Below are 19,276 nucleotides of genomic sequence, written 5' to 3' on the forward strand. Positions count from 1 at the left end.
GTAACAGCAACAATCCGTTTTGAATGACCTCTCAACTGGAGTGCTGTTATGCCTGCTTTCCTCGACGCGCATCTGCGCCATCCCATCCTGCTGCCAGACGGGCAGCCCTATCCCAATACGGTCTGGCTTAATCAGGTGATCGACCACCCGAATATCGCGGTGGGGGACTTCACCTATTACAATGATTTTGAGCCGGTCACCGACCACGCGGCCCGCATTGCGCCCTACCTCTATCCAAACGCGCCCGAGCGTCTGACCATTGGCAAGTTCGGCCAATTCGCCCACGGCACCCGTTTCATCACTGCCTCAGCCGATCACCCGAAGGCCTGGTTCACCAGCTACCCCTTTGCCGTGTTCAACCACGATTGCATGGATCTGTTCGCAGAAGAGTTTGCCAAGGGCGGCGATACCGTGATTGGCCATGATGTCTGGATCGGTCACGGCGCCATGGTGCTACCCGGTGTCACCGTCGGCCATGGGGCCATCATCGGGGCAGGGGCGGTGGTCAGCCGCGATGTGCCGGACTATGCCGTGGTGGCCGGAAACCCCGCCCGCGTGGTTCGCATGCGCTTTGCACCCGAGGTCATTGCGCTGCTGCTGCAACTGGCATGGTGGCACCGCGAGGTTGAGGAGATCCAGCGCCTGCTGCCGCTGCTGGCCTCGGCGGATATCACGGCGCTGGAGGCGGCGGTCTGCGCCAGCCCCTAGCGCTCAGCACTTCGGCAACAACAGGGTGATGGTGGTCCCGACACCTTCTTGGGACACCACATCCAACAGCCCGTTAGACTGCGAGATGAAATGCTGCACCATCGGCAGACCCAAGCCGGTGCCCTTACCCTCGGCCTTGGTGGTGAAGAAGGGTTTGAACGCCTGCTCGCGCAGCTCTTTAGACATGCCCGCGCCGCTGTCAGAAACGTCAATCGCGATATAGTCCCCTGTGACCGTCCGCAGGGTGTCATAGGGGCTGTCGGCCCCGCCGGTCACGTTATGGGCATGCATCACAATCTGTCCTCTGCCCCCCATCGCATCGCGGGCGTTGAAGGCCAGGTTGACCAGCGCATCTTCGAGATGGCTGGGATCGATACGGGCGCTCCACAGATCTGGCGCAACGTCAAAGCGGATTTCAGTGGCCGCCCCCAGCGCATAGGCCAGCATGGGCGAGAGGTCCGACAGCAGGCCGGACAGGTTGGTGCGGGTTGCTTCGGCATCACCAAGGCTGGAATAGTCCAGCAGCCGGTGGGTGAACTCACTGCCACGTCGCGCTGCCTTCAGGATCACCGCTTTCAGCTCCCGGTCGGTCTCGCTGTCGCAGTCCAGCAGCTGCACCGCACTTTCAATCGCCGCCAGCAGGTTCTTAAAGTCATGCGCTGCACCACCGGTGACAAGGGTCAGGGTCTCGGCCCGCTGCGACTTGCGCAGCGCCTGCGCAGCCCGCTTGTGTTCGGTCATGTCATAGACGCAGGCGCGGATCAGGTTCTTTGACTGGGTCGGCAGCAGCGTCAATGACACCTCACAGTCCTGCTCATTTCCTTTTGGGTCCAGATGCAGCCATTCGAACTTGGGGTTTTCACCCGCCATAGCACGGTCCAGATAGCTTTGCGCCACAGACACCGAGGGCATGCCGTTCGGCTGCACGGCGGGGCTAAAATCCCAGGGATGGCGTTTGTTGACGATCTGCTCCCGGGGCAGGCCATGCAATTTCTCCGCCGCCGGATTGGCCTCCACATAGAGACCGGTCTGAGCATCGATAATGGCAATCGCTTCGGGGGCCTGTTCAATCAGCACCCGAAACCGTGCCTCACTGCGCAGCAGCCGTTCCTCAGCGGTTTTGCGTTGCGACCGTTCCGCGGTCAGCGTCGTGGCACTCGGGAGCATCCGCCGCAACAGCAAAGCCAGCCCCGCAAGGGCGCCGGCGGCGAGGATCAAAACAACAATCGGGTCACCCAAATTCAACAAATGCGCCCCCATCTCACCCACGTGGTGGGCTTGGTCTCCTTCGTGCAGCATTCAGGCCAAATGCCGTCCTGCGCTAACATTCTGCCCACTGAATGCGATTCGCCAAAGCACCTGCCTTCGGACCGGAGGCTGCGGGGAACCACCAGGGATTCAGCCCGCACAAATGCCCCGTCTATTTCTGCAAAGGAATTGTTCCTGAAATCGCGCAAATTGCCCTTGATCTCCGGACGTGGCTGCCATAATCAAACGACCAGCGTAGGGGTATAGCTCAGTTGGTAGAGCGACGGTCTCCAAAACCGTAGGTCCCGGGTTCGAGCCCTGGTGCCCCTGCCATTTCCCATAAATTTCGATCTGTTCATTGGTGCAAGCCTTCTTGCGTCTGTGGCACCGGCCCCCGTGTCCGGGGGCCAAAGCTTCGCTATGGGCGGAGTCGGATCTGCTCAGCTGGGATCAGGAAGGCTGGCGTAGATCGCCTGCACCACCGGCACGATGTCCTGTTCGAAACGCGCGGACCCATGCATCAGTCCTGTGCGCACAATCACCGCGTTTTTCGACGGGATCACAAAGATAAACTGTCCCTCATTGCCAAACAGGTAGGTCACGTCAGAAGGCAGGCCGGGCAGGGCGCTTTGATCTTGGTTCAGGAACCAATGGGATCCGTAGCGTGGATCGCTGCCCAACGCGGGTTGACGGGTGTAGTCAACCCAGCCCGCGGGCAGGATCCGCTGGCCCTGCCAGAGGCCGTCCTGCAGATAAAGCTGACCAAAGCGGGCATAGTCACGCGGGGTGGCATAGACATAGGATGAGGCCACAAACACCCCTGCTGCATCGGGTTCAAACACCGCGCTATCCATGCCGATCTGACTGAACAGGCGCTCTTGTGGGTAATGCAGGTAGCCCGTGTCGCCCGCCGCACCCTGCAGCCGGTCGCGCAGCACATGGGACAGGATATTGGAACTGCCACTGGAATAGCGGGAGACCGTGCCGGGCGCGTGCTCCAGCGGCATCGCGGCGGCAAAACCTGCCATATCCGCCGGTCCAAACAGCATGGTTGCTACGTCCGAAGCATTCTCGGCGCTGTAGAGCTCATTGAACTGCAGCCCGGATCCCATGTGCAGCAACTGGCCCACCGTGATCTCGGCCCTTGGGTCGCCGCCCCGCCATTGCGGCATCAGCTGCTTGTCCGACAGGCTCAACGTGCCATCGCCCACCGCAATGCCAATCAGCGCCTGCATCACCCCCTTGGCCATCGACCAGCTGAGCTGTGGCGTGTCCTTGTCAAATCCCTGTCGATACTGTTCGGCAATGATTGCACCGTTCTGCACTACTACCGCGCCACGCCCGATCAGCGGATCACCGTCCTGACTGTCGGGAAAGAATGCCGCAAGGGCCTGCTGCACCTCCGGCTGCGGTGCCTCGGGATAGGGCTGTGCCTGCGTCCCCCGCGCCGCCGTTCCCTGTGCTGCCATTCCCTGTGCGGGTGGGGCCAGAACGGGCAGGGCCGTGCCATCGTTCACCGTGCAGCCAAACCCCTCACGAAACCAGGCCGTCCGCGCACCCATGCCAAATAGGTGGCCCCGCACCGACCGGCTGTTGCGGTCCAGGGTCAGCTCCACCTGATGCAGCATGTCATCGACCCCAAAGAAACTGTCCGCCACCACCTGATCAAAGTCGCGCCCCGCCACAAACACCTCTGAACATGCCAGCTTCACCGTATACCCCACGCCAATGCCGGCCTGCGCCTCCAGCGCCGCCTGATCCTGTTGCGTGGAGGTTGCCATTGCGGCCGAGGCCGTTGTTGCGGCCAGCAGCCCGCCATAGGCCCATTGCTTCATCTGCGTCTTCATCGTTCCATCCTCTTTTTGCTGCCGCCGCCCAACGCGCCGGGTTGATTGAGAGGTAGCGGTTGCCTTTGTATGACGGAAATGCATAGAAATCATTCATCACATATCGATCATGCATGGATGGCAGATGCGTACCGTTTCCCTTGAAGGGCTGGACCTCAATCTGATGCTGGCGCTGCACTGGCTGCTGGCGGAACAGGGGGTCACCGCCGCCGCCGCCCGTCTGGGGCTGTCGCAACCGGCCACCAGCCGCACCCTGGCCCGACTGCGGGATCTGTTTGACGACCCGCTGCTGATTCAGACCGGCCGCAACATGTCCCTCAGCCCCAAGGCAGAACGGCTCAAACCGCAGGTCGCCCGCGCCATTGCCGAAATGCGCCGGGTGATGAGCGCCGCCGAAGAGCTGGAGCTTGCCGCCCAGACGGGTGCCATCCGCATTGCCTGTTCGGATCATTGGGGGGCATTGATCGCGGCCAAATGGATCCAACGGGTGAGGCCGCACGCGCCCCAACTTGAACTGGATCTGGTTGAGATTGACGACAGTGTCATCCCCGCGCTGATCGCCGGTCGGGTGGATTTTGCGCTGGTGCCGGATGTGGCGACGCTTGAGTTGCCCGCGCATCTCAACACCGATCAGTTTGTCTTCCGCCCGATATACCGCGATCGCTATGTCTGCGCCCTGCGCGCGGACCATCCGCTGGCGGCGCAGGCGCTGACGCTTGGGCACTATCTGGATATGGCGCATATTCTGGTGAACCCACGTCAGGCGCAGACCGGCGTGGTCGACAGGCTGCTGCACCAACAGGGCAAAACACGCAGGATCACCTATCGCGCCGCGCAGTTCTTCACCGCGTTGGAGATCCTGCAACAAACCAATTGCCTGCTGACCGCCCCGCAAAGCCTGTTTCTGACCCGTGCCGAAAACCTCCGGCTACTGACCCCGCCCCTCGCGATCCCCGATTTCACCGTCAATGTCGCCTGGCATCCGAACTGGAGCCACGGCCAGCTGCACGGCTGGCTGCGTGCGGCGTTGTTTTCGGATCAGGACTGGGGGGAAACCCCCGCTCTTTAGCCGCGCATTTACCCCTGTTTGCGCTCACAAAACCCTCACAGATAGGCACCGGATCGCGAGGCAAAAGAGCCTCTATGTGAACGTGCTGAAACATCCTGACAGGATGGGCGGTTTCACGTTTATGTGTCGTAAAAATCTTCATCTTTTTTCCCGCATTCCACTCACAAAAATCGGCATTTTGCCCACCATGTCGTGAGGGTTAACTCATTGAAAATGCAGCCTGCACATCGGGTGTGCAGGGCTGAACAGGGGCCTGTCATCAAGGGGCTAATTTCAACTCAGAACGGCGTGATTTTTCGTGACCGATTGCGGCCCTTCAAACAAAAAATTCGGCCCTTAGATCGTTTGGTGTCAGCAAGACAGCTGGCGCAACAAACAGATCAGCTCCCCTGATCGACACACCCTGACTTAGGAGAAAAAAATGAAAAAAGTTCTGACCGCTACCGCCGCCGCCCTGATCGCTTTCACCGGTGCCGCTTCCGCAATGACCGCCGACACCGTGAGCGGCCTGGACCGCGCCCAGATCCGTCAGTATGCCCCCAACATCGATCTGTCGCTGGTTGACGTGTCCGCCGTGAAACTGGCCGTGGACCTGATCGAAGAGCACGAAGACGAAAGCCACGCCTTCATCCAGAACGTTGTGCGCACCACACTGGAAAAAGGTCTGTAATGTCAGACCCGCAGATCAGGGTCGGAATTCCTCCCAGACCCTGATCTGGCCCTGATCTGAACCTGGACCTGTTCCATGGAAAAAGCCGACCCTTCGGGGCCGGCTTTCTTCATGTCAGACAGGCAATTGGGTCAGAGCGCCGCCGCCAGTTGTTCCGCGTAGGTATGGGCGCCCTCAAGGCCGAAGTTTTCGACATTCAGCAGGTAGAGGTTCAGGCCCGCCCGTTCCGCATCATAGCGCCCGCCTTTGCCAAAACCCTCGACAAAAGCAGCGTCAAACAGCCAGGCGTTTTTCATCGCCACGCCGCCCACCAGAAACACGCCAGCCGCATTCAGCGCCAGCGCCTGATCACCTGCAACCTTGGCCAGATGGGCCTTGAAGATCGCTACTGTTTCTACCGCACAGGCATCGCTTTGGTCTTTGGCCGCCTGCATGATGGAGGCCGCATCGGGCTGGGCGCTGCCGCTGCCCTGCACGTCCTGCACCGCCCGGTACAGGAAGGGCAGGCCGGTGCCGCTGAGAATACCCTCGGCCTCGATCACCAGACTGTCGCCAAAAAACACTTCGGGCCAATGGGCGCGCAGGGCTTCAAACACCGCCAGTTCGCGTCGGTTGCGCGGGGCAATCCCTACATGCCCCCCTTCGCCCGGCAGCGAGGCATAGCGCCCCTCCACATGGGCCAGCGCGCCAACACCCAGACCGGTGCCGGGACCAATGACCAGGCGGGTGCCCACAGGCGGTTGCGCGGCCCCTTGCAAGACCTGCAAATGTTCCGGCGCGGGCGCCATTGTGGCCCAGGCCGCAGCGGCAAAGTCATTGATAATGCGCGCTTCTTTGGCGCCAGTGGCATCCTGCAACTCAGCGCCGCACAGAGTCTGTTTGGCGTTGGTCAGCTCCACCGCGTTGTTCGCAACAGGGCCGGCGGCTGCGGCTACAACCACCTCGGGCGGCATCGCCATGCCCTCGGCAAAACCATGCATCAGGTCCAGCAACGCCCCGTCTGTCTTGGTCGAATAGCGCGCCGAGCCGACCAGCGCACCCTCGACATAAGCGCCAAGCCGAACGTTGGTGCCGCCAATATCCGCGGCGAGGATGCTGCCCTTGTGCATGTTCTGCGTCCTTTGATCCGTCAACGGCAGGCCCGGGTTGATTCGTGCGTCCGCCATAGTGCGGCGCACCATAATGCGGGCCAAATGTTTGCGCTAGCAGTCTGCAGTGCAAATCCTATATTTTTTGACAACTAAAATAAATGACGGGGCAGCGTCAAGCCAGCAATGGATCAGGCCACAGGCGCCGGTCCAGTGGAACGCCCCACCACCAGCTCCGCCTCCAGCAAGGCGTTTTGGGCAGGCACCAGCGGATCACTGATCCGGTCAATCAGCATCTGTGCCAATATCCGCCCAGCATTGCGCACCGACGAACGGGTGGCGGTAAAGATCGGCACATCCTGCCCATTTTTCAGATAGGACAGATCATCGTCATGGGTGATGACCGAAATGTCCTTACCCATTTTCATCCCTGCCTCTTCAATCGCACGGCGTACGCCAAGCGCCGAAATCATCGAGGCCGAAAGGATCGCCGTGGGCGGATTGTCCCCGTTCAACAGATCGCGGGTCTGGTGATGGCCGGACACTTCGGTCATTTCCTGGCTGCTCATCAGGGCGGAATCCGCCGAAATCCCCGCCGCTTCCAGCGCCGCCAGATAGCCGTCACGCCGCCGTTTGGCGAAGTCCATGCTCTCCAGACCGTTGATCAGCGCAATCCGACGATGGCCCAGATCCAGCAGGAACTCGGTTGCCCGGCGGAATGAGCTGGTGTTGTTCACATCGACCCAGGTGTAAGGCGCCGCCACATTCGACGACCGCCCATGCACCGCAAAGGGCAGGCCGATCCGGTTCAGCAGATCAATCCGGCCATCCTGCACCTTGGGGCCCTGCAGGATCACCCCGTCTACCGACCCCTTTGCCATCAGGCTGCGATAGGCGGCTTCCTCGTCGCCGTCCTCAACGCGGGTGAACATCATGTCATAACCCCGTTCGGCGCAGGCATTGCTGGCGCCGGCAATGAAGTCGCCGAAAATCGGGTTCACCATTTCATGCTGGGTGGAGGCCGGGATCACATGGCCAATCACCATCGACCGCCCCGTCGCCAGACCCTTCGCCCGCGTATTGGGCCGGTAGTTGTAGCGCTCTGCCGCCGCCTGAACCCGCTGCCGTGTGCCCTCGCTCACCTCCGGGTAGCCGTTAAGGGCCCGGCTGACGGTGGTTTGCGACAGGCCCAGTTCTTCGGCCAGCTGTTTCAGGTTCATTGCCATTCAAAGCGCTTTCAAATTTCACTTCATATGTGAAGGGATCTTGGCCGCCGGTCAAGCCGCGCTACATCCGTCTTTCGTCAAGAACACTTAATATTCGTTAATTTTTCAGGGGTCAAAATATTTGTCGTTGACAGTGTGGCCCCGCTTGGCGTTAAAAATACGCCATCCAAAGCGCTTTGAAAGCGAGTCGGATGACGCCCCGGGAGAGGGGGCATAAGTCTTTCGCCGCCGCGATCAGGGGCGCGCAAACGGGAGGAAACCGATGAAATATTCACTCTATGCAGGAGCCGCTGTTGTCGCGCTCACCGCAGGTCTGGCCCATGCCGACGATCACCTGGCCTTTAAGCCGGGCGAAGGTCCGTTCAGCTGGGACAGCTACAACGCCTGGGCCGAAGGCGCGCCCGATCTCAGCGGCCAGACCGTCACCATCGCCGGTCCGTGGCTGACCCCGGAAGACGGCTATTTCAGCAATATGCTGGCCTATTTCGAAGCCGCCACCGGCGCGGATGCGATCTACACCGGCTCCGACAGTTTTGAGCAGCAGATCGTGATCGACGCCGAGGCCGGATCGGCCCCCAACGTCGCCGTGTTCCCGCAGCCGGGTCTGGCGTCTGTGATGGCCTCCAAGGGGCAGCTCTACCCGCTGGCGGACGGCACCGCCGATTGGGTGCGTGACAACTACGCCGCCGGTCAGTCCTGGGTTGATCTGGGCACCTATGCTGACGCCAATGGCGCCGACCAGATGTATGGTTTCTTCTACAATGTGAACGTGAAGTCGCTGGTCTGGTATAACCCCGAAAACTTCGAAGATGCGGGCTATGACGTGCCCGGCTCGATGGAAGACCTGAAAGCGCTGACCGAACAGATTGTCGCCGACGGTGAAACCCCGTGGTGTATCGGTCTGGGATCCGGAGCCGCCACCGGCTGGCCCGCCACCGACTGGGTCGAAGACATGATGCTGCGCACCCAGCCGCCCGAAGTCTATGACGCCTGGACCACCAACCAGATGGCTTTTGATGATCCGCGTGTGATTGCCGCAATTGACGAATTTGGCTGGTTCGCCCGTGATGATGCCAAAGTCTCCGGCGGCGCAGGGGCCGTGGCCTCCACCGACTTCCGCGACAGCCCCAAAGGCCTCTTCGCTTCGCCGCCGCAGTGCTACATGCACCGTCAGGCGTCTTTCGTGCCGGCCTTCTTCCCGGAAGATGTAGAGTTCGGCGTCGACACTGATTTCTTCTACCTGCCAAGCTATGCTGACAAGGATCTGGGCAACCCGGTTCTGGGTGGCGGCACCCTGATGGCGATCACCGATCCTTCGGATGCCACCAATGTGCTGATGGACTTCCTCAAGCTGCCGCTGGCGCATGAGGTGATGATGGCGCAGACCGGCTTCCTCACCCCGCACAACGGCGCATCGGTTGACGCTTACAAGGACGACACCCTGCGCGGTCTGGGCGAAATCCTGCTGGGCGCGACGACCTTCCGTTTCGACGGCTCTGACCTGATGCCTGGTGGCGTTGGCGCAGGCACCTTCTGGACCGGCATGGTGGATTACACCGGCGGCAAATCCGCAATGGATGTGGCCAAGGAAATCCAGGCCAGCTGGGACGCGCTGAAGTAACTTTCGCGTCACGAGTTTGGGCGATCCGGCCGCGGGTCGGGTCGCCTTTTTTCACCCTGACACCTGCCCTGGCATCCACCCAGGCAGCGACATAGCGTGAAATCGGGGACAAAGACCCAAGGATTTGTGGCCCAAAGCGGCCCAAACGAGGGGGAGGACATCATGCATCCAGCACTTCTGGGGCTCATCACCATCACCATCGGTGTCACGAGCTGCGTCGGCTATTTCTATCTTTCCAACCTGTTTCTGGACCGGGTGCTCTATCCACCCCGCGGCCCGAACGCAGGCCGCAACATCAACCGCGCCAATCTGATCCGCCCCTGGCTGTTCCTGTTCCCCGCGCTGTTTGCACTGGGCCTCTACCTTGCCTATCCGGTGGTCGAGACCCTGCGCCTGTCGCTGACCGAACGGGTTGCAGGCGGCGGCTACCAATGGGTCGGCTTTGACAACTACAGCCAGATGCTGAGCGAACCCAAGTTCTGGGAAGCCATCCGCAACAACATGCTGTGGCTGATCGTGGTGCCTGCCATGTCCACCGCCTTTGGCCTGTTGGCCGCCCAGCTGACCGACCGGATCAAATGGGGCAACATCGCAAAATCACTGATCTTTATGCCGATGGCGATCTCCTTTGTTGGCGCCTCGGTGATCTGGAAGCTGGTCTATGACGCCCGCCCCGCCGGCACCGATCAGATCGGCGTGCTGAACGCGCTCTACATCTGGTTTGGCGGCACCGAGCCGAACACATGGCTGACCATCCCGTTCTGGAACAACTTCTTCCTGATGGTGGTGCTGATCTGGATCCAGACCGGCTTTGCCATGGTGATCCTCTCGGCCGCCCTGCGCGGCATCCCCGAAGAAACCATCGAGGCCGCCATCGTCGACGGCGCCAGCCCGTTGCAGATCTTCTTCAAAATCAAGGTGCCGCAGATCAAGAACACCATCCTTGTGGTCTGGACCACCATCACCATCACCGTGCTCAAGGTCTTCGACATCGTGTTCGCCATGACCAACGGGCAATGGGAAACACAGGTTCTGGCCAATTACATGTACGACAAGATGTTCCGCGCCAATGACTGGGGCGTCGGCTCGGCGGGGGCAATGGTCATCATGCTTCTGGTGATGCCGATCCTGGTCTGGAACGTGCGAAACACGCGCAAAGAAATGCGCTGAGGGAGGGCACAATGGACAATATCGCCGGAACCAAATCCACGCTCAGCTGGGTGGTCAATATCTCGGTCGCCATTCTGGTTGCCCTGTGGCTGTTCCCCACCGTGGGTCTGCTGATCTCTTCTTTCCGCACCGCCGACCAGATCGCGGTCAGCGGCTGGTGGAAGGCCCCCTTCGCCACCGAACAGAACCTCACCCTGCGCTCCAAAGCACCGGTCACACAGGTGCAGGAGGGCGATCTTTATGTGATCGAAGGCCGTCTGGATGAGGCCGATATGGACATCTCGGTCTGGGGCATCTCCTCGCGGGCCATTGACGCCTACCAGCCCGGCGAAACCGCCGAGCTGCGCAAGGGCGGCACCATCACCGTGCAGGCCGACGGACGCTACCGTATGGAAAACACCGAAGCTTTCGGTGGCAAACGGGGCCAGCGGATCTTTGTCACCGCCATCACCCCGCCGCAGCTGACCGTGGAAAACTATGACAACATGCTGCTGAGCGAGGAAACCTCCGAAGGCATGGTCAAAGCCTTTTTCAACACGCTGACTGTGACCATTCCCGCCACCGTGATCCCAATCCTCATCGCCGCCTTCGCCGCCTATGCGCTGGCCTGGATGGACTTTGCCGGACGGGCGATACTGATTGCGGTCATTGTCGGCCTGCTGGTGGTGCCACTGCAACTGGCGCTGATCCCGCTCTTGAAACTGCACCTCGGCATTGGCATCGGCAAAGGCTACCTGGGCGTCTGGCTGGCCCACACCGGTTTTGGTCTGCCGCTGGCGATCTACCTGCTGCGCAACTACATGGCGGGCCTGCCCCGCGACATCATCGAAAACGCCCGTGTCGACGGGGCCAGTGATTTCCAGATCTTCACCCGGATCATCCTGCCCCTCAGCTTCCCCGCGCTGGCCTCTTTTGCGATCTTCCAGTTCCTGTGGACCTGGAACGACCTGCTGGTGGCCAAGGTCTTCCTGATCGACAGCTCCGGCCAGACCACGGTGATGACCAACCAAATCGTCGAGCTGCTCGGCACCCGGGGCGGCAACTGGGAAATCCTCGCCACCGCCGCCTTCGTGTCTATCGCGGTGCCGCTGCTCGTCTTCTTCACGATGCAAAGATATCTGGTGCGCGGCCTCCTCGCCGGCTCCGTCAAATAGGACCAAGACCATGAGTGCTCAACCCAACCTGACCCCCTCCGCTGCCCCCGTTCGCGCACCAAACCGTGGTGACGACTGGTGGCATGGTGGCGTGATCTACCAGATCTATCCGCGCAGTTTTCAGGACAGCAACGGCGATGGCATCGGCGACCTGCGCGGCATCACCCAGCGTCTGCCCTATGTGGCTTCGCTGGGGGTGGATGCGATCTGGATCTCGCCCTTCTTCAAATCCCCGATGAAAGACTTCGGCTATGACGTTAGCGATTACCGCGACGTCGACCCGATGTTCGGCTCCTTGGATGATTTCGACGCCCTGATGGAGGCCGCCCACGGTCTTGGCCTGAAGGTGATGATCGACCTCGTGCTCAGCCACACCTCGGATGAACACCCGTGGTTCAAGGAAAGCCGCCAAAGCCGCGACAACGCCAAATCCGACTGGTTCGTCTGGGCAGACCCACAGCCCGATGGCACACCGCCGAACAACTGGCTGTCGATCTTTGGCGGCCCCGCATGGCAATGGGACACCCGCCGTCAGCAATATTACCTGCACAACTTCCTGACCTCGCAGCCGGATCTGAATTTCCACTGCGTCGAGGTGCAGGACGCCCTGCTGGATGTGGCCCGTTTCTGGCTGGAACGCGGGGTCGATGGCTTCCGTCTGGACACCATCAACTTCTACTTCCACGACGCCCAGCTGCGTTCGAACCCGCCGCTACCCGTGGCAGAGCGCAACGCCTCAATCGCCCCGCAGGTGAACCCCTATAACCACCAGCTGCACCTCTATTCCAAGACCCAGCCGGAAAACATCGCCTTCCTGGAACGGCTGCGTGCCGTGACCGATGAATACGGCGCCCGCGCCTGTCTGGGCGAAGTGGGCGAGGCCCAGCGTGGGGTTGAGGTCATGGGCGAATACACCGCCGGTGAGAAGCGGATGCACATGTGCTACGCCTTCGATTTCCTTGAATCCCTGCCGATCACCGCACAGCGCGTGGTCGACATCTTCACCGAGTTGGACCGCGCCGCGCCAGATGGCTGGGCCTGCTGGGCCTTCTCCAACCACGACGTGCCCCGCTACGCGACCCGCTGGGATCTTTCGGAACAGGCGGTCTGGGCTCATTCCGTCCTGATGATGGCCCTGCGTGGCTCGGCCTGTCTGTATCAGGGCGAAGAACTGGGCCTGCCCGAGGCGGATGTTGCCTTTGAGGATCTGCAGGATCCCTACGGCATCGAGTTTTGGCCCGAGTTCAAAGGCCGTGACGGCTGTCGCACGCCGATGGTCTGGGAAACCCAATCCGAACACGGCGGCTTTGGCGAGGCCAAACCCTGGCTGCCCGTCAGCAGCCAACACGCCGCGATGGCGGTGGACCGCCAAGAGGCTGATCCCGATGCCATGCTGCACCACTACCGCGCCGCCGTGGCCCTGCGCCAAGGCAGCGAAGCGCTAAGAAATGGTGAACAGACCGCGCTGAGCGCAACGGGAAATATTCTGACATTCCAGCGTGTTGTAGGAAATGAAGTGCTGTTTTGCGCCTTCAATATTGGAAACGCAGAAGAAAACGTCGAATTGCCAATTGGCAACTGGCACCCGCTGACCACCGGCATGAAAGGCGCAGTCGCGCCAGCGGGGCGCCGCCTGACCTTGGGCGCTTGGAACTACTGCATATTGGCACGGGAGGGGTGATTCGATGGCAGAGCTGAAACTAACAGGGGTTGAGAAAACATATGGCGGCAGCGTCAATGTGCTCAACGACATCAACCTTGATATCGAAGCGGGGGAGTTGATCGTCTTTGTTGGCCCCTCGGGCTGCGGCAAGTCCACGTTGCTGCGGATGGTTGCGGGGCTGGAAAAGATCACTGGCGGGGAGCTGACCATCGATGGCCAGTTGATGAATGACGTGCCCCCCGCGCAGCGCGGCATTGCGATGGTGTTCCAGAGCTACGCGCTCTACCCGCATATGACCGTGCGCGAAAACATGTCCTTCGCCCTGAAGATTGCCAAAAAATCCAAGGCCGAAATTGACGTTGCCGTGACCAAAGCAGCGGCTGTGCTGCAGCTGGAACCCTATCTGGATCGCCTGCCCAAGGCGCTCTCGGGCGGGCAGCGGCAGCGGGTGGCGATCGGCCGTTCCATCGTGCGTGATCCACAGGTCTATCTGTTTGATGAACCGCTCTCCAACCTCGACGCGGCTTTGCGGGTGGCCACACGGATTGAAATTGCCCGCCTGAAAGAGGCCATGCCAGATCGCACCATGATCTATGTGACCCACGATCAGGTGGAGGCGATGACGCTGGCCAGCCGGATTGTGGTGCTGGCCAACAAAGGCATCGCGCAGGTCGGCACTCCGCTAGAGCTGTATGAAACCCCCGACAATGAATTTGTCGCCCAGTTCATCGGCTCCCCGGCCATGAACCTCCTGCCCGGCAAGATCACCGCGACTGGCGCTGAAACCCATGTGGAACTGGCAGGCGGCGGCAAAGCGGTCTCCACCATCGCGACGCGGGAAAGTGACCTGGGCAAATCCGTCAACATCGGTGTGCGCCCCGAAGACATGGTCCCCGCCGAGGGCGAGGCGCTCTATCGTGGCACGGTCAGCTACACCGAAGCCCTGGGCGAGGTGACACTGCTCTATTTCGACGGGGCCTCCGGCGACGATGGCGTGATTGCCAAACTGCCCGGCATCCATAAAGGGCTGCGTGGCCAAGAGGTCCAAATGACCGCCGACCCCAGCAAAGTGCACCTGTTCCAAAACGGCCAGTCGATGCGGCCGAAGGGCTGAGGAAACGGCACTTGCCGCGTTCTTTCTAACATCCCCAACGAAAAAGGGCGCGCCGTTTGGCACGCCCTTTTTTGCTTCTCGTCTCCGGTCTTTATTCAGAACGCTTATTCAGGACGCGGCGGGATGTTGCGGGCGCGTTGCACGGCGGGGCGGGCAAGGAAGCGCTGTTCATAGGCCACCACGTTTTCAAAGCTGGCGTAGTCCAGGATCTCTTTGGCGCCGTAGAAATCCAGCGCGGTCAGCCAGGGTGCGATGGCCATGTCCGCGATGGAGTATTCGCCCACGATCCAGTCTTTGCCTTCCAGCGCGCCGTTCAGCACGTTCAGGATACGTTTGCCTTCGTTGACATAGCGCTCGCGTGGGCGGGGATCTTCGATCTCGGCACCGGCAAATTTGTAGAAGAAGCCCAGCTGGCCAAACATCGGGCCCAGGCCGCCCATCTGGAACATCAGCCACTGCAGGGTCTCGGCCCGTTTGGCGGGATCAGAGGACAGGAATTTGCCCGACTTCTCGGCCAGATAGATCAGGATCGCACCGGATTCGAAAATCCCGATCGGGCCACCTTCGGCGCTGGGATCTACGATGGCGGGGATTTTGTTGTTGGGGTTCAGCGACAGAAACTCGGGGCTTTTGACGTCTGCATCCGACAGCGTCACGGTATGCGCCTCATAGGGCAGGCCGGTTTCTTCCAGCATCAAAGAGACTTTGACGCCGTTTGGGGTGGGGAAAGAATAAAGTTGGATCACCGAAGGGTCTTTGGCGGGCCAACGGTTATTGATGGGAAAATCGTCTGGAAAAGTCATCTTTATGCGCTCCTGCTAAGTGGTTGAGGGAAAAATAGGAAGTTTTTCCCAGACAAAAAGTCCCGCTTCTGTGGAAAAGAAGCATAGTCTTTGTGCAGCAGCACACCATTCATCTGTGTTCTGCACTTTTAGGGGAAAAGGGGACAACATGCTTAAGGAATTCAAAGATTTCATCGCCAAGGGCAATGTCATGGACATGGCTGTGGGGATCATTGTGGGCGCGGCCTTTACCGCGATTGTGAAATCCATGGTGGGGGATCTGATCAACCCGATCATCGGTGTGTTCACCGGTGGCGTCGATTTCACCAACAACTTTGTGGTGCTTTCTGGCGAAGTGGCCGCCGGAGCCAGCCTTGAGGCCGCACGCGAAGCAGGGGCGGCGGTGTTTGCCTATGGGGCCTTCCTGATGGCCGTGATCAATTTCCTGATCATCGCTTTCGTGGTCTTCATGCTGGTGCGCTATGTCAACAAGGTGAAAGAAGCCGCCCAGAAAGAAGAAGAGGCGGCGCCGGTGGAAGAAGCCCCGAAAGGGCCAAGCGAGTTGGACGTTCTGCTGGAAATCCGCGATTCGCTGAAAAAGTGATCCGGCCTCAGGCTGGAACGGAAAAGGGGGCCAAGTGGCCCCCTTTTTGTATTCTGCACGCGCGGGGTGTTTACACCGCGCCGGTGTATTCGCCGCGGGCCGGGTAGTTGTTGGCGATGGCGAAATCGACGGCCCCCAGCAGTTCCGAGAAATGCGGACGTACAAACGGCATGGTCTGCACCGCGCCGTAGAACAGGGTCTGCTGTTCGGTCACCAGGAACAGGCCGGGTTCGGAAAACAGCGCGGGCTCTTCGATGCCGATCGATGTTTTGCCGCGCGAGGTGGAGATATAGAGGCCCCATTCCTTCGCCACGGAGAGCGGCAGGTCATAGGCGAACTTGATTTTGCTGCTGTCAATCTTCTCTTGCATGGCGCGGGTGCGCTCTTCCCCGTCCGAGCTGACGGCAACCATGTCGATGCCACGTTCGGCGAATTTATCTGCCAGCTTCTCCATCTCGGCCAGATATTTGGCGCAGATCGGGCAGTGCAGACCGCGGTAGAAACACACAACAGTGCCGCGCTCGGTTTCTTGCGCCGAGAGGTCAAAGGCGCCGTGGTCCAGCGTGGGCAGGGTCAGGTTCGGGGTTTTCTGGCGGGGCATCAGCATGGGCTGTCTCCTGTTTTAGTTGCGACGGGTCAAGGCAAGGGATTGACCGTTGCAGTGGTTATGCGCCAATCTGTCGTCAGGAAAATCCGAATAAACCGATCAAAACACCGAAAAGGCGCTGATATGGATCGATTGAGTGCATTGATGGAACGGTTCGAAATGCAGATCGAACCGGTGGAGCCTGCGGCGGCGAACCTCTTGGTTCTGGGCGATCCCGATGGGGTGCCCTGCCACGTTCTGCTGCGGGGCGCGTCGCGCGGGCGGTGCGGCGACCGGGTGGTCTTTGCCGCGCGGGTCACCTGGGGCGGGGAGGCAAATCCGCTGATGGAGGCGCTGCCCGAGGCAGTGGAATTGCCACTGAAGGACAGCCCCGAGTTGATCGGCCTTATCACCTTTTTACAGAGCGAGATCGAGGGCCGCCATTGTGGTGGGCCAACCGTGCAACGGCGCTTGGGAGAGGTGTTGATGGTGCGGCTGTTGCGGCATCAGATCAGCGCCGGCAGCACCGAACCGGGGGTCTTGGCCGGGCTGGCCGATCCGCGTTTGTCCCGTGCGGTGGTGGCGATCCATGATCGGCCGGGCCATGGCTGGACCAATGCCGATCTGGCGCAGGAGGCGGGTCTGTCGCTGAGCCGGTTTGCCGAGCTGTTCGGGGCCACAGTGGGGATGACACCGATGGCCTATCTGCGGCACTGGCGTTTGACGGTGGCACATCAGGATCTGATGCGCGGCGATCGGGTGGAGGCGGTGGCGCGGCGCTACGGCTATGGCTCGGGCGAGGCATTTGCGCGAGCGTTCAAGGCGCGTTTTGGGGTGAAACCGGTGGCGGTCCGGACCCAGCAGGCGGCGTAGACTTCCCTTTCCCTGCCCTTTCCCCAATCCTCAAAATGGTGAGACCCGGCGAGGAGGATCCAGCCGGGTCTCGGGGAACACGGGCGGGGCTGCAACCCCGCCGCGTGATGGCAATGTCAGCGCTTATTTAATCAGCAGCTGCGGCGAGGTCACGTCGATTCCCAGCGCCTTGCCTACGGCGTAGTAGGTCAGCTTGCCCGCGTGGACGTTCAGACCGTTCAGCAGATGCGCGTCGTCGGCGCAGGCCTGTTTCCAGCCTTTGTTCGCCAGCGCCATCATGAAGGGCATGGTGGCATTGCCCAGTGCGATGGTCGAGGTACGGGCCACGGCGCCGGGCATGTTGGCCACACAGTAGTGCATCACGCCGTCCACCTCATAGATCGGGTCGGCATGGGTGGTGGCACGCGAGGTTTCAAAGCAGCCGCCTTGGTCAATCGCAACGTCCACCAGCGCGGCACCGGGCTTCATCTCGGACAGCTGTGCACGGCTGATCAGCTTGGGCGCGGCGGCGCCGGGGATCAGCACGGCACCGACAACCATATCGGCCTGTGCCACCAGTTCAGCAGTGTTGCCCTTGGAGGCGTAGGAGGTCTTGAATTCGCCACGGAAGGCATCGTCCAGATAGCGCAGACGGGGCAGCGACATGTCCAGCACGGTGACATCCGCACCCATGCCCGCGGCCACACGTGCGGCGTGGGTGCCAACAACACCGCCACCAATCACAACAACATTGGCCGGGGCCACACCGGGCACGCCGCCCATCAGAACACCACGGCCACCGTTGGCCTTTTGCAGGGTCCAGGCCCCAACCTGCGGTGCCAGTTTCCCAGCAACCTCGGACATCGGGGCCAGCAGCGGCAGGCCTCCGTTACGGTCGGTCACGGTTTCATAGGCGATGGCAGTACAGCCGGACTCGATCAGGTCATGGGTCTGGTCGGGATCGGGGGCGAGGTGCAGGTAGGTGAACAGCAGCTGGCCTTCGCGTAGCATCTTGCGTTCCACCGCCTGCGGTTCCTTCACCTTGACGATCATGTCGGCGGTGGCAAAGATTTCCTCGGCGGTGTCCAGAATTACGGCACCGGCGGCGATGTAATCATCGTTGCTGAAGCCAGAGCCGACACCGGCGTTGGTTTCGATCACCACCTCATGGCCGGCGGCCACGGCCTCGCGCGCGGCATTGGGGGTCATTCCGACGCGGAACTCCTGCGGCTTGATCTCTTTGGGGCATCCGATTTTCATAACTGCCATCTCCTCGTTGGCAAGAATCTGTAACTGAGGACAGAATGTCGCAGGTCGCACGCAAAGGGGTTGAAAAGCACCGCAGCGTTAGCGCTATTAGGGGGAGGATCTTCGAGGATCTGGTAATATTGACGAAGGAGCTTGCGCAAATGACACTCGACTCGACAGATCAGCGTATCCTCAACGTGCTTCAGCGCAAGGGGCGGATTTCCAATGCCGACCTGTCTGAGACCGTCAACCTGTCGGCCTCAGCCTGTCACCGGCGGGTGCAGCGGCTGGAGGCAGAGGGCTACATCAAAGACTATGTGGCGCTGCTGGACCCGCGCAAGATCGGTGTCACCACAACGGTGTTTGTCGAGATCACCCTGCAAGGGCAGGCGGATGAGTTGCTGGAGGCCTTTGAAAAGGCGGTGTCGCGAATCCCCGATGTGCTGGAATGTCACCTGATGGCGGGGACGGCGGATTACATCCTGAAGGTGGTCACCGAAAGCACCGAGGATTTTGCCCGTATCCACCGCCAGCATCTGGCACGACTGCCCGGCGTGGCGCAGATGCAATCCAGCTTTGCCCTGCGGACCGTGTTCAAAACCACCGCCCTGCCGCTTTGATCCGGT

The 19,276-nt window shown here is 60.8% G+C and carries 18 protein-coding genes and 1 tRNA gene; 12 read left to right on the forward strand and 7 right to left on the reverse strand.

What is annotated here, in order from left to right; translation table 11 throughout:
• The first annotated feature begins 48 nt into the window (after window positions 1-48).
• Window positions 49-708, forward strand: a complete 660-nt coding sequence (locus tag SIC14_RS07625; protein ID WP_412565226.1) for a CatB-related O-acetyltransferase — start codon at window positions 49-51, stop codon at window positions 706-708.
• A 3-nt stretch (window positions 709-711) separates the two neighbouring features.
• Here the strand turns inward: SIC14_RS07625 and SIC14_RS07630 are convergent, their stop codons facing one another.
• Window positions 712-2,007, reverse strand: coding sequence for a two-component system sensor histidine kinase NtrB (locus SIC14_RS07630; RefSeq protein ID WP_412565227.1), 1,296 nt, complete (start codon window positions 2,005-2,007; stop codon window positions 712-714).
• A gap of 206 nt (window positions 2,008-2,213) precedes the next feature.
• Between SIC14_RS07630 and SIC14_RS07635 the strand changes: the two genes are divergently transcribed.
• A tRNA-Trp gene (locus tag SIC14_RS07635) sits at window positions 2,214-2,289 on the forward strand.
• A 107-nt stretch (window positions 2,290-2,396) separates the two neighbouring features.
• On the opposite strand, the gene SIC14_RS07640 is transcribed toward SIC14_RS07635, so the two are convergent.
• Window positions 2,397-3,803, reverse strand: coding sequence for a serine hydrolase domain-containing protein (locus SIC14_RS07640; RefSeq protein ID WP_412565228.1), 1,407 nt, complete (start codon window positions 3,801-3,803; stop codon window positions 2,397-2,399).
• Between the two features lie 124 nt (window positions 3,804-3,927).
• Between SIC14_RS07640 and SIC14_RS07645 the strand changes: the two genes are divergently transcribed.
• On the forward strand, window positions 3,928-4,872 hold the full coding sequence (locus tag SIC14_RS07645; RefSeq protein ID WP_412565229.1) for a LysR family transcriptional regulator: 945 nt from the start codon (window positions 3,928-3,930) through the stop codon (window positions 4,870-4,872).
• A 421-nt stretch (window positions 4,873-5,293) separates the two neighbouring features.
• Window positions 5,294-5,542, forward strand: coding sequence for a hypothetical protein (locus SIC14_RS07650; protein WP_412565230.1), 249 nt, complete (start codon window positions 5,294-5,296; stop codon window positions 5,540-5,542).
• A gap of 131 nt (window positions 5,543-5,673) precedes the next feature.
• Here SIC14_RS07650 and SIC14_RS07655 read toward each other — a convergent pair whose 3' ends face one another.
• Both SIC14_RS07655 and SIC14_RS07660 read right to left on the reverse strand, forming a co-directional pair.
• On the reverse strand, window positions 5,674-6,651 hold the full coding sequence (locus SIC14_RS07655) for a glucokinase (RefSeq protein WP_412565231.1): 978 nt from the start codon (window positions 6,649-6,651) through the stop codon (window positions 5,674-5,676).
• Window positions 6,652-6,821: 170 nt separating this feature from the next.
• Window positions 6,822-7,850, reverse strand: a complete 1,029-nt coding sequence (locus SIC14_RS07660; RefSeq protein WP_412565841.1) for a LacI family DNA-binding transcriptional regulator — start codon at window positions 7,848-7,850, stop codon at window positions 6,822-6,824.
• 268 nt (window positions 7,851-8,118) lie between these two features.
• Between SIC14_RS07660 and SIC14_RS07665 the strand changes: the two genes are divergently transcribed.
• The 5 genes from SIC14_RS07665 (at window position 8,119) to SIC14_RS07685 (ending at window position 14,578) form a co-directional block, all read left to right on the forward strand.
• A complete protein-coding gene (locus tag SIC14_RS07665) occupies window positions 8,119-9,477 on the forward strand; it encodes an ABC transporter substrate-binding protein (RefSeq protein WP_412565232.1) in 1,359 nt (452 codons plus the stop codon).
• A 162-nt stretch (window positions 9,478-9,639) separates the two neighbouring features.
• Window positions 9,640-10,647, forward strand: coding sequence for a carbohydrate ABC transporter permease (locus SIC14_RS07670; RefSeq protein ID WP_412565233.1), 1,008 nt, complete (start codon window positions 9,640-9,642; stop codon window positions 10,645-10,647).
• 11 nt (window positions 10,648-10,658) lie between these two features.
• On the forward strand, window positions 10,659-11,801 hold the full coding sequence (locus SIC14_RS07675) for a carbohydrate ABC transporter permease (protein ID WP_412565234.1): 1,143 nt from the start codon (window positions 10,659-10,661) through the stop codon (window positions 11,799-11,801).
• A 10-nt stretch (window positions 11,802-11,811) separates the two neighbouring features.
• The gene (locus tag SIC14_RS07680; RefSeq protein ID WP_412565235.1) at window positions 11,812-13,482 is read left to right on the forward strand and encodes an alpha-amylase family glycosyl hydrolase; all 1,671 of its coding nucleotides are present in this window, start codon (window positions 11,812-11,814) and stop codon (window positions 13,480-13,482) included.
• A gap of 4 nt (window positions 13,483-13,486) precedes the next feature.
• Window positions 13,487-14,578: an ABC transporter ATP-binding protein gene (locus SIC14_RS07685; RefSeq protein ID WP_412565236.1), complete on the forward strand. Its 1,092-nt coding sequence runs from the start codon at window positions 13,487-13,489 to the stop codon at window positions 14,576-14,578.
• A gap of 104 nt (window positions 14,579-14,682) precedes the next feature.
• On the opposite strand, the gene SIC14_RS07690 is transcribed toward SIC14_RS07685, so the two are convergent.
• Window positions 14,683-15,381, reverse strand: a complete 699-nt coding sequence (locus SIC14_RS07690) for a glutathione S-transferase N-terminal domain-containing protein (protein WP_412565237.1) — start codon at window positions 15,379-15,381, stop codon at window positions 14,683-14,685.
• A gap of 148 nt (window positions 15,382-15,529) precedes the next feature.
• On the opposite strand from SIC14_RS07690, the gene mscL reads away from it, so the two are divergent.
• Entirely contained in the window at window positions 15,530-15,964 is a 435-nt protein-coding gene (gene mscL / locus SIC14_RS07695; protein ID WP_412565238.1) for a large conductance mechanosensitive channel protein MscL, read from the forward strand.
• Window positions 15,965-16,034: 70 nt separating this feature from the next.
• Here mscL and SIC14_RS07700 read toward each other — a convergent pair whose 3' ends face one another.
• A complete protein-coding gene (locus SIC14_RS07700) occupies window positions 16,035-16,571 on the reverse strand; it encodes a peroxiredoxin-like family protein (protein WP_412565239.1) in 537 nt (178 codons plus the stop codon).
• 123 nt (window positions 16,572-16,694) lie between these two features.
• Here SIC14_RS07700 and SIC14_RS07705 point away from each other — a divergent pair, with 123 nt between their 5' ends.
• Window positions 16,695-17,423 carry an AraC family transcriptional regulator gene (locus SIC14_RS07705; protein ID WP_412565240.1) on the forward strand — a complete coding sequence of 243 codons (729 nt, stop codon included), beginning with the start codon at window positions 16,695-16,697 and terminating at the stop codon, window positions 17,421-17,423.
• 123 nt (window positions 17,424-17,546) lie between these two features.
• Here the strand turns inward: SIC14_RS07705 and ald are convergent, their stop codons facing one another.
• Window positions 17,547-18,662: an alanine dehydrogenase gene (gene ald, locus SIC14_RS07710; RefSeq protein ID WP_412565241.1), complete on the reverse strand. Its 1,116-nt coding sequence runs from the start codon at window positions 18,660-18,662 to the stop codon at window positions 17,547-17,549.
• Window positions 18,663-18,811: 149 nt separating this feature from the next.
• On the opposite strand from ald, the gene SIC14_RS07715 reads away from it, so the two are divergent.
• A complete protein-coding gene (locus tag SIC14_RS07715) occupies window positions 18,812-19,270 on the forward strand; it encodes an Lrp/AsnC family transcriptional regulator (protein WP_412565242.1) in 459 nt (152 codons plus the stop codon).
• Window positions 19,271-19,276 lie beyond the last annotated feature (6 nt).

Source organism: Thalassobius sp. MITS945101, from assembly GCF_047123305.1.
Lineage (GTDB): Bacteria > Pseudomonadota > Alphaproteobacteria > Rhodobacterales > Rhodobacteraceae > Thalassobius.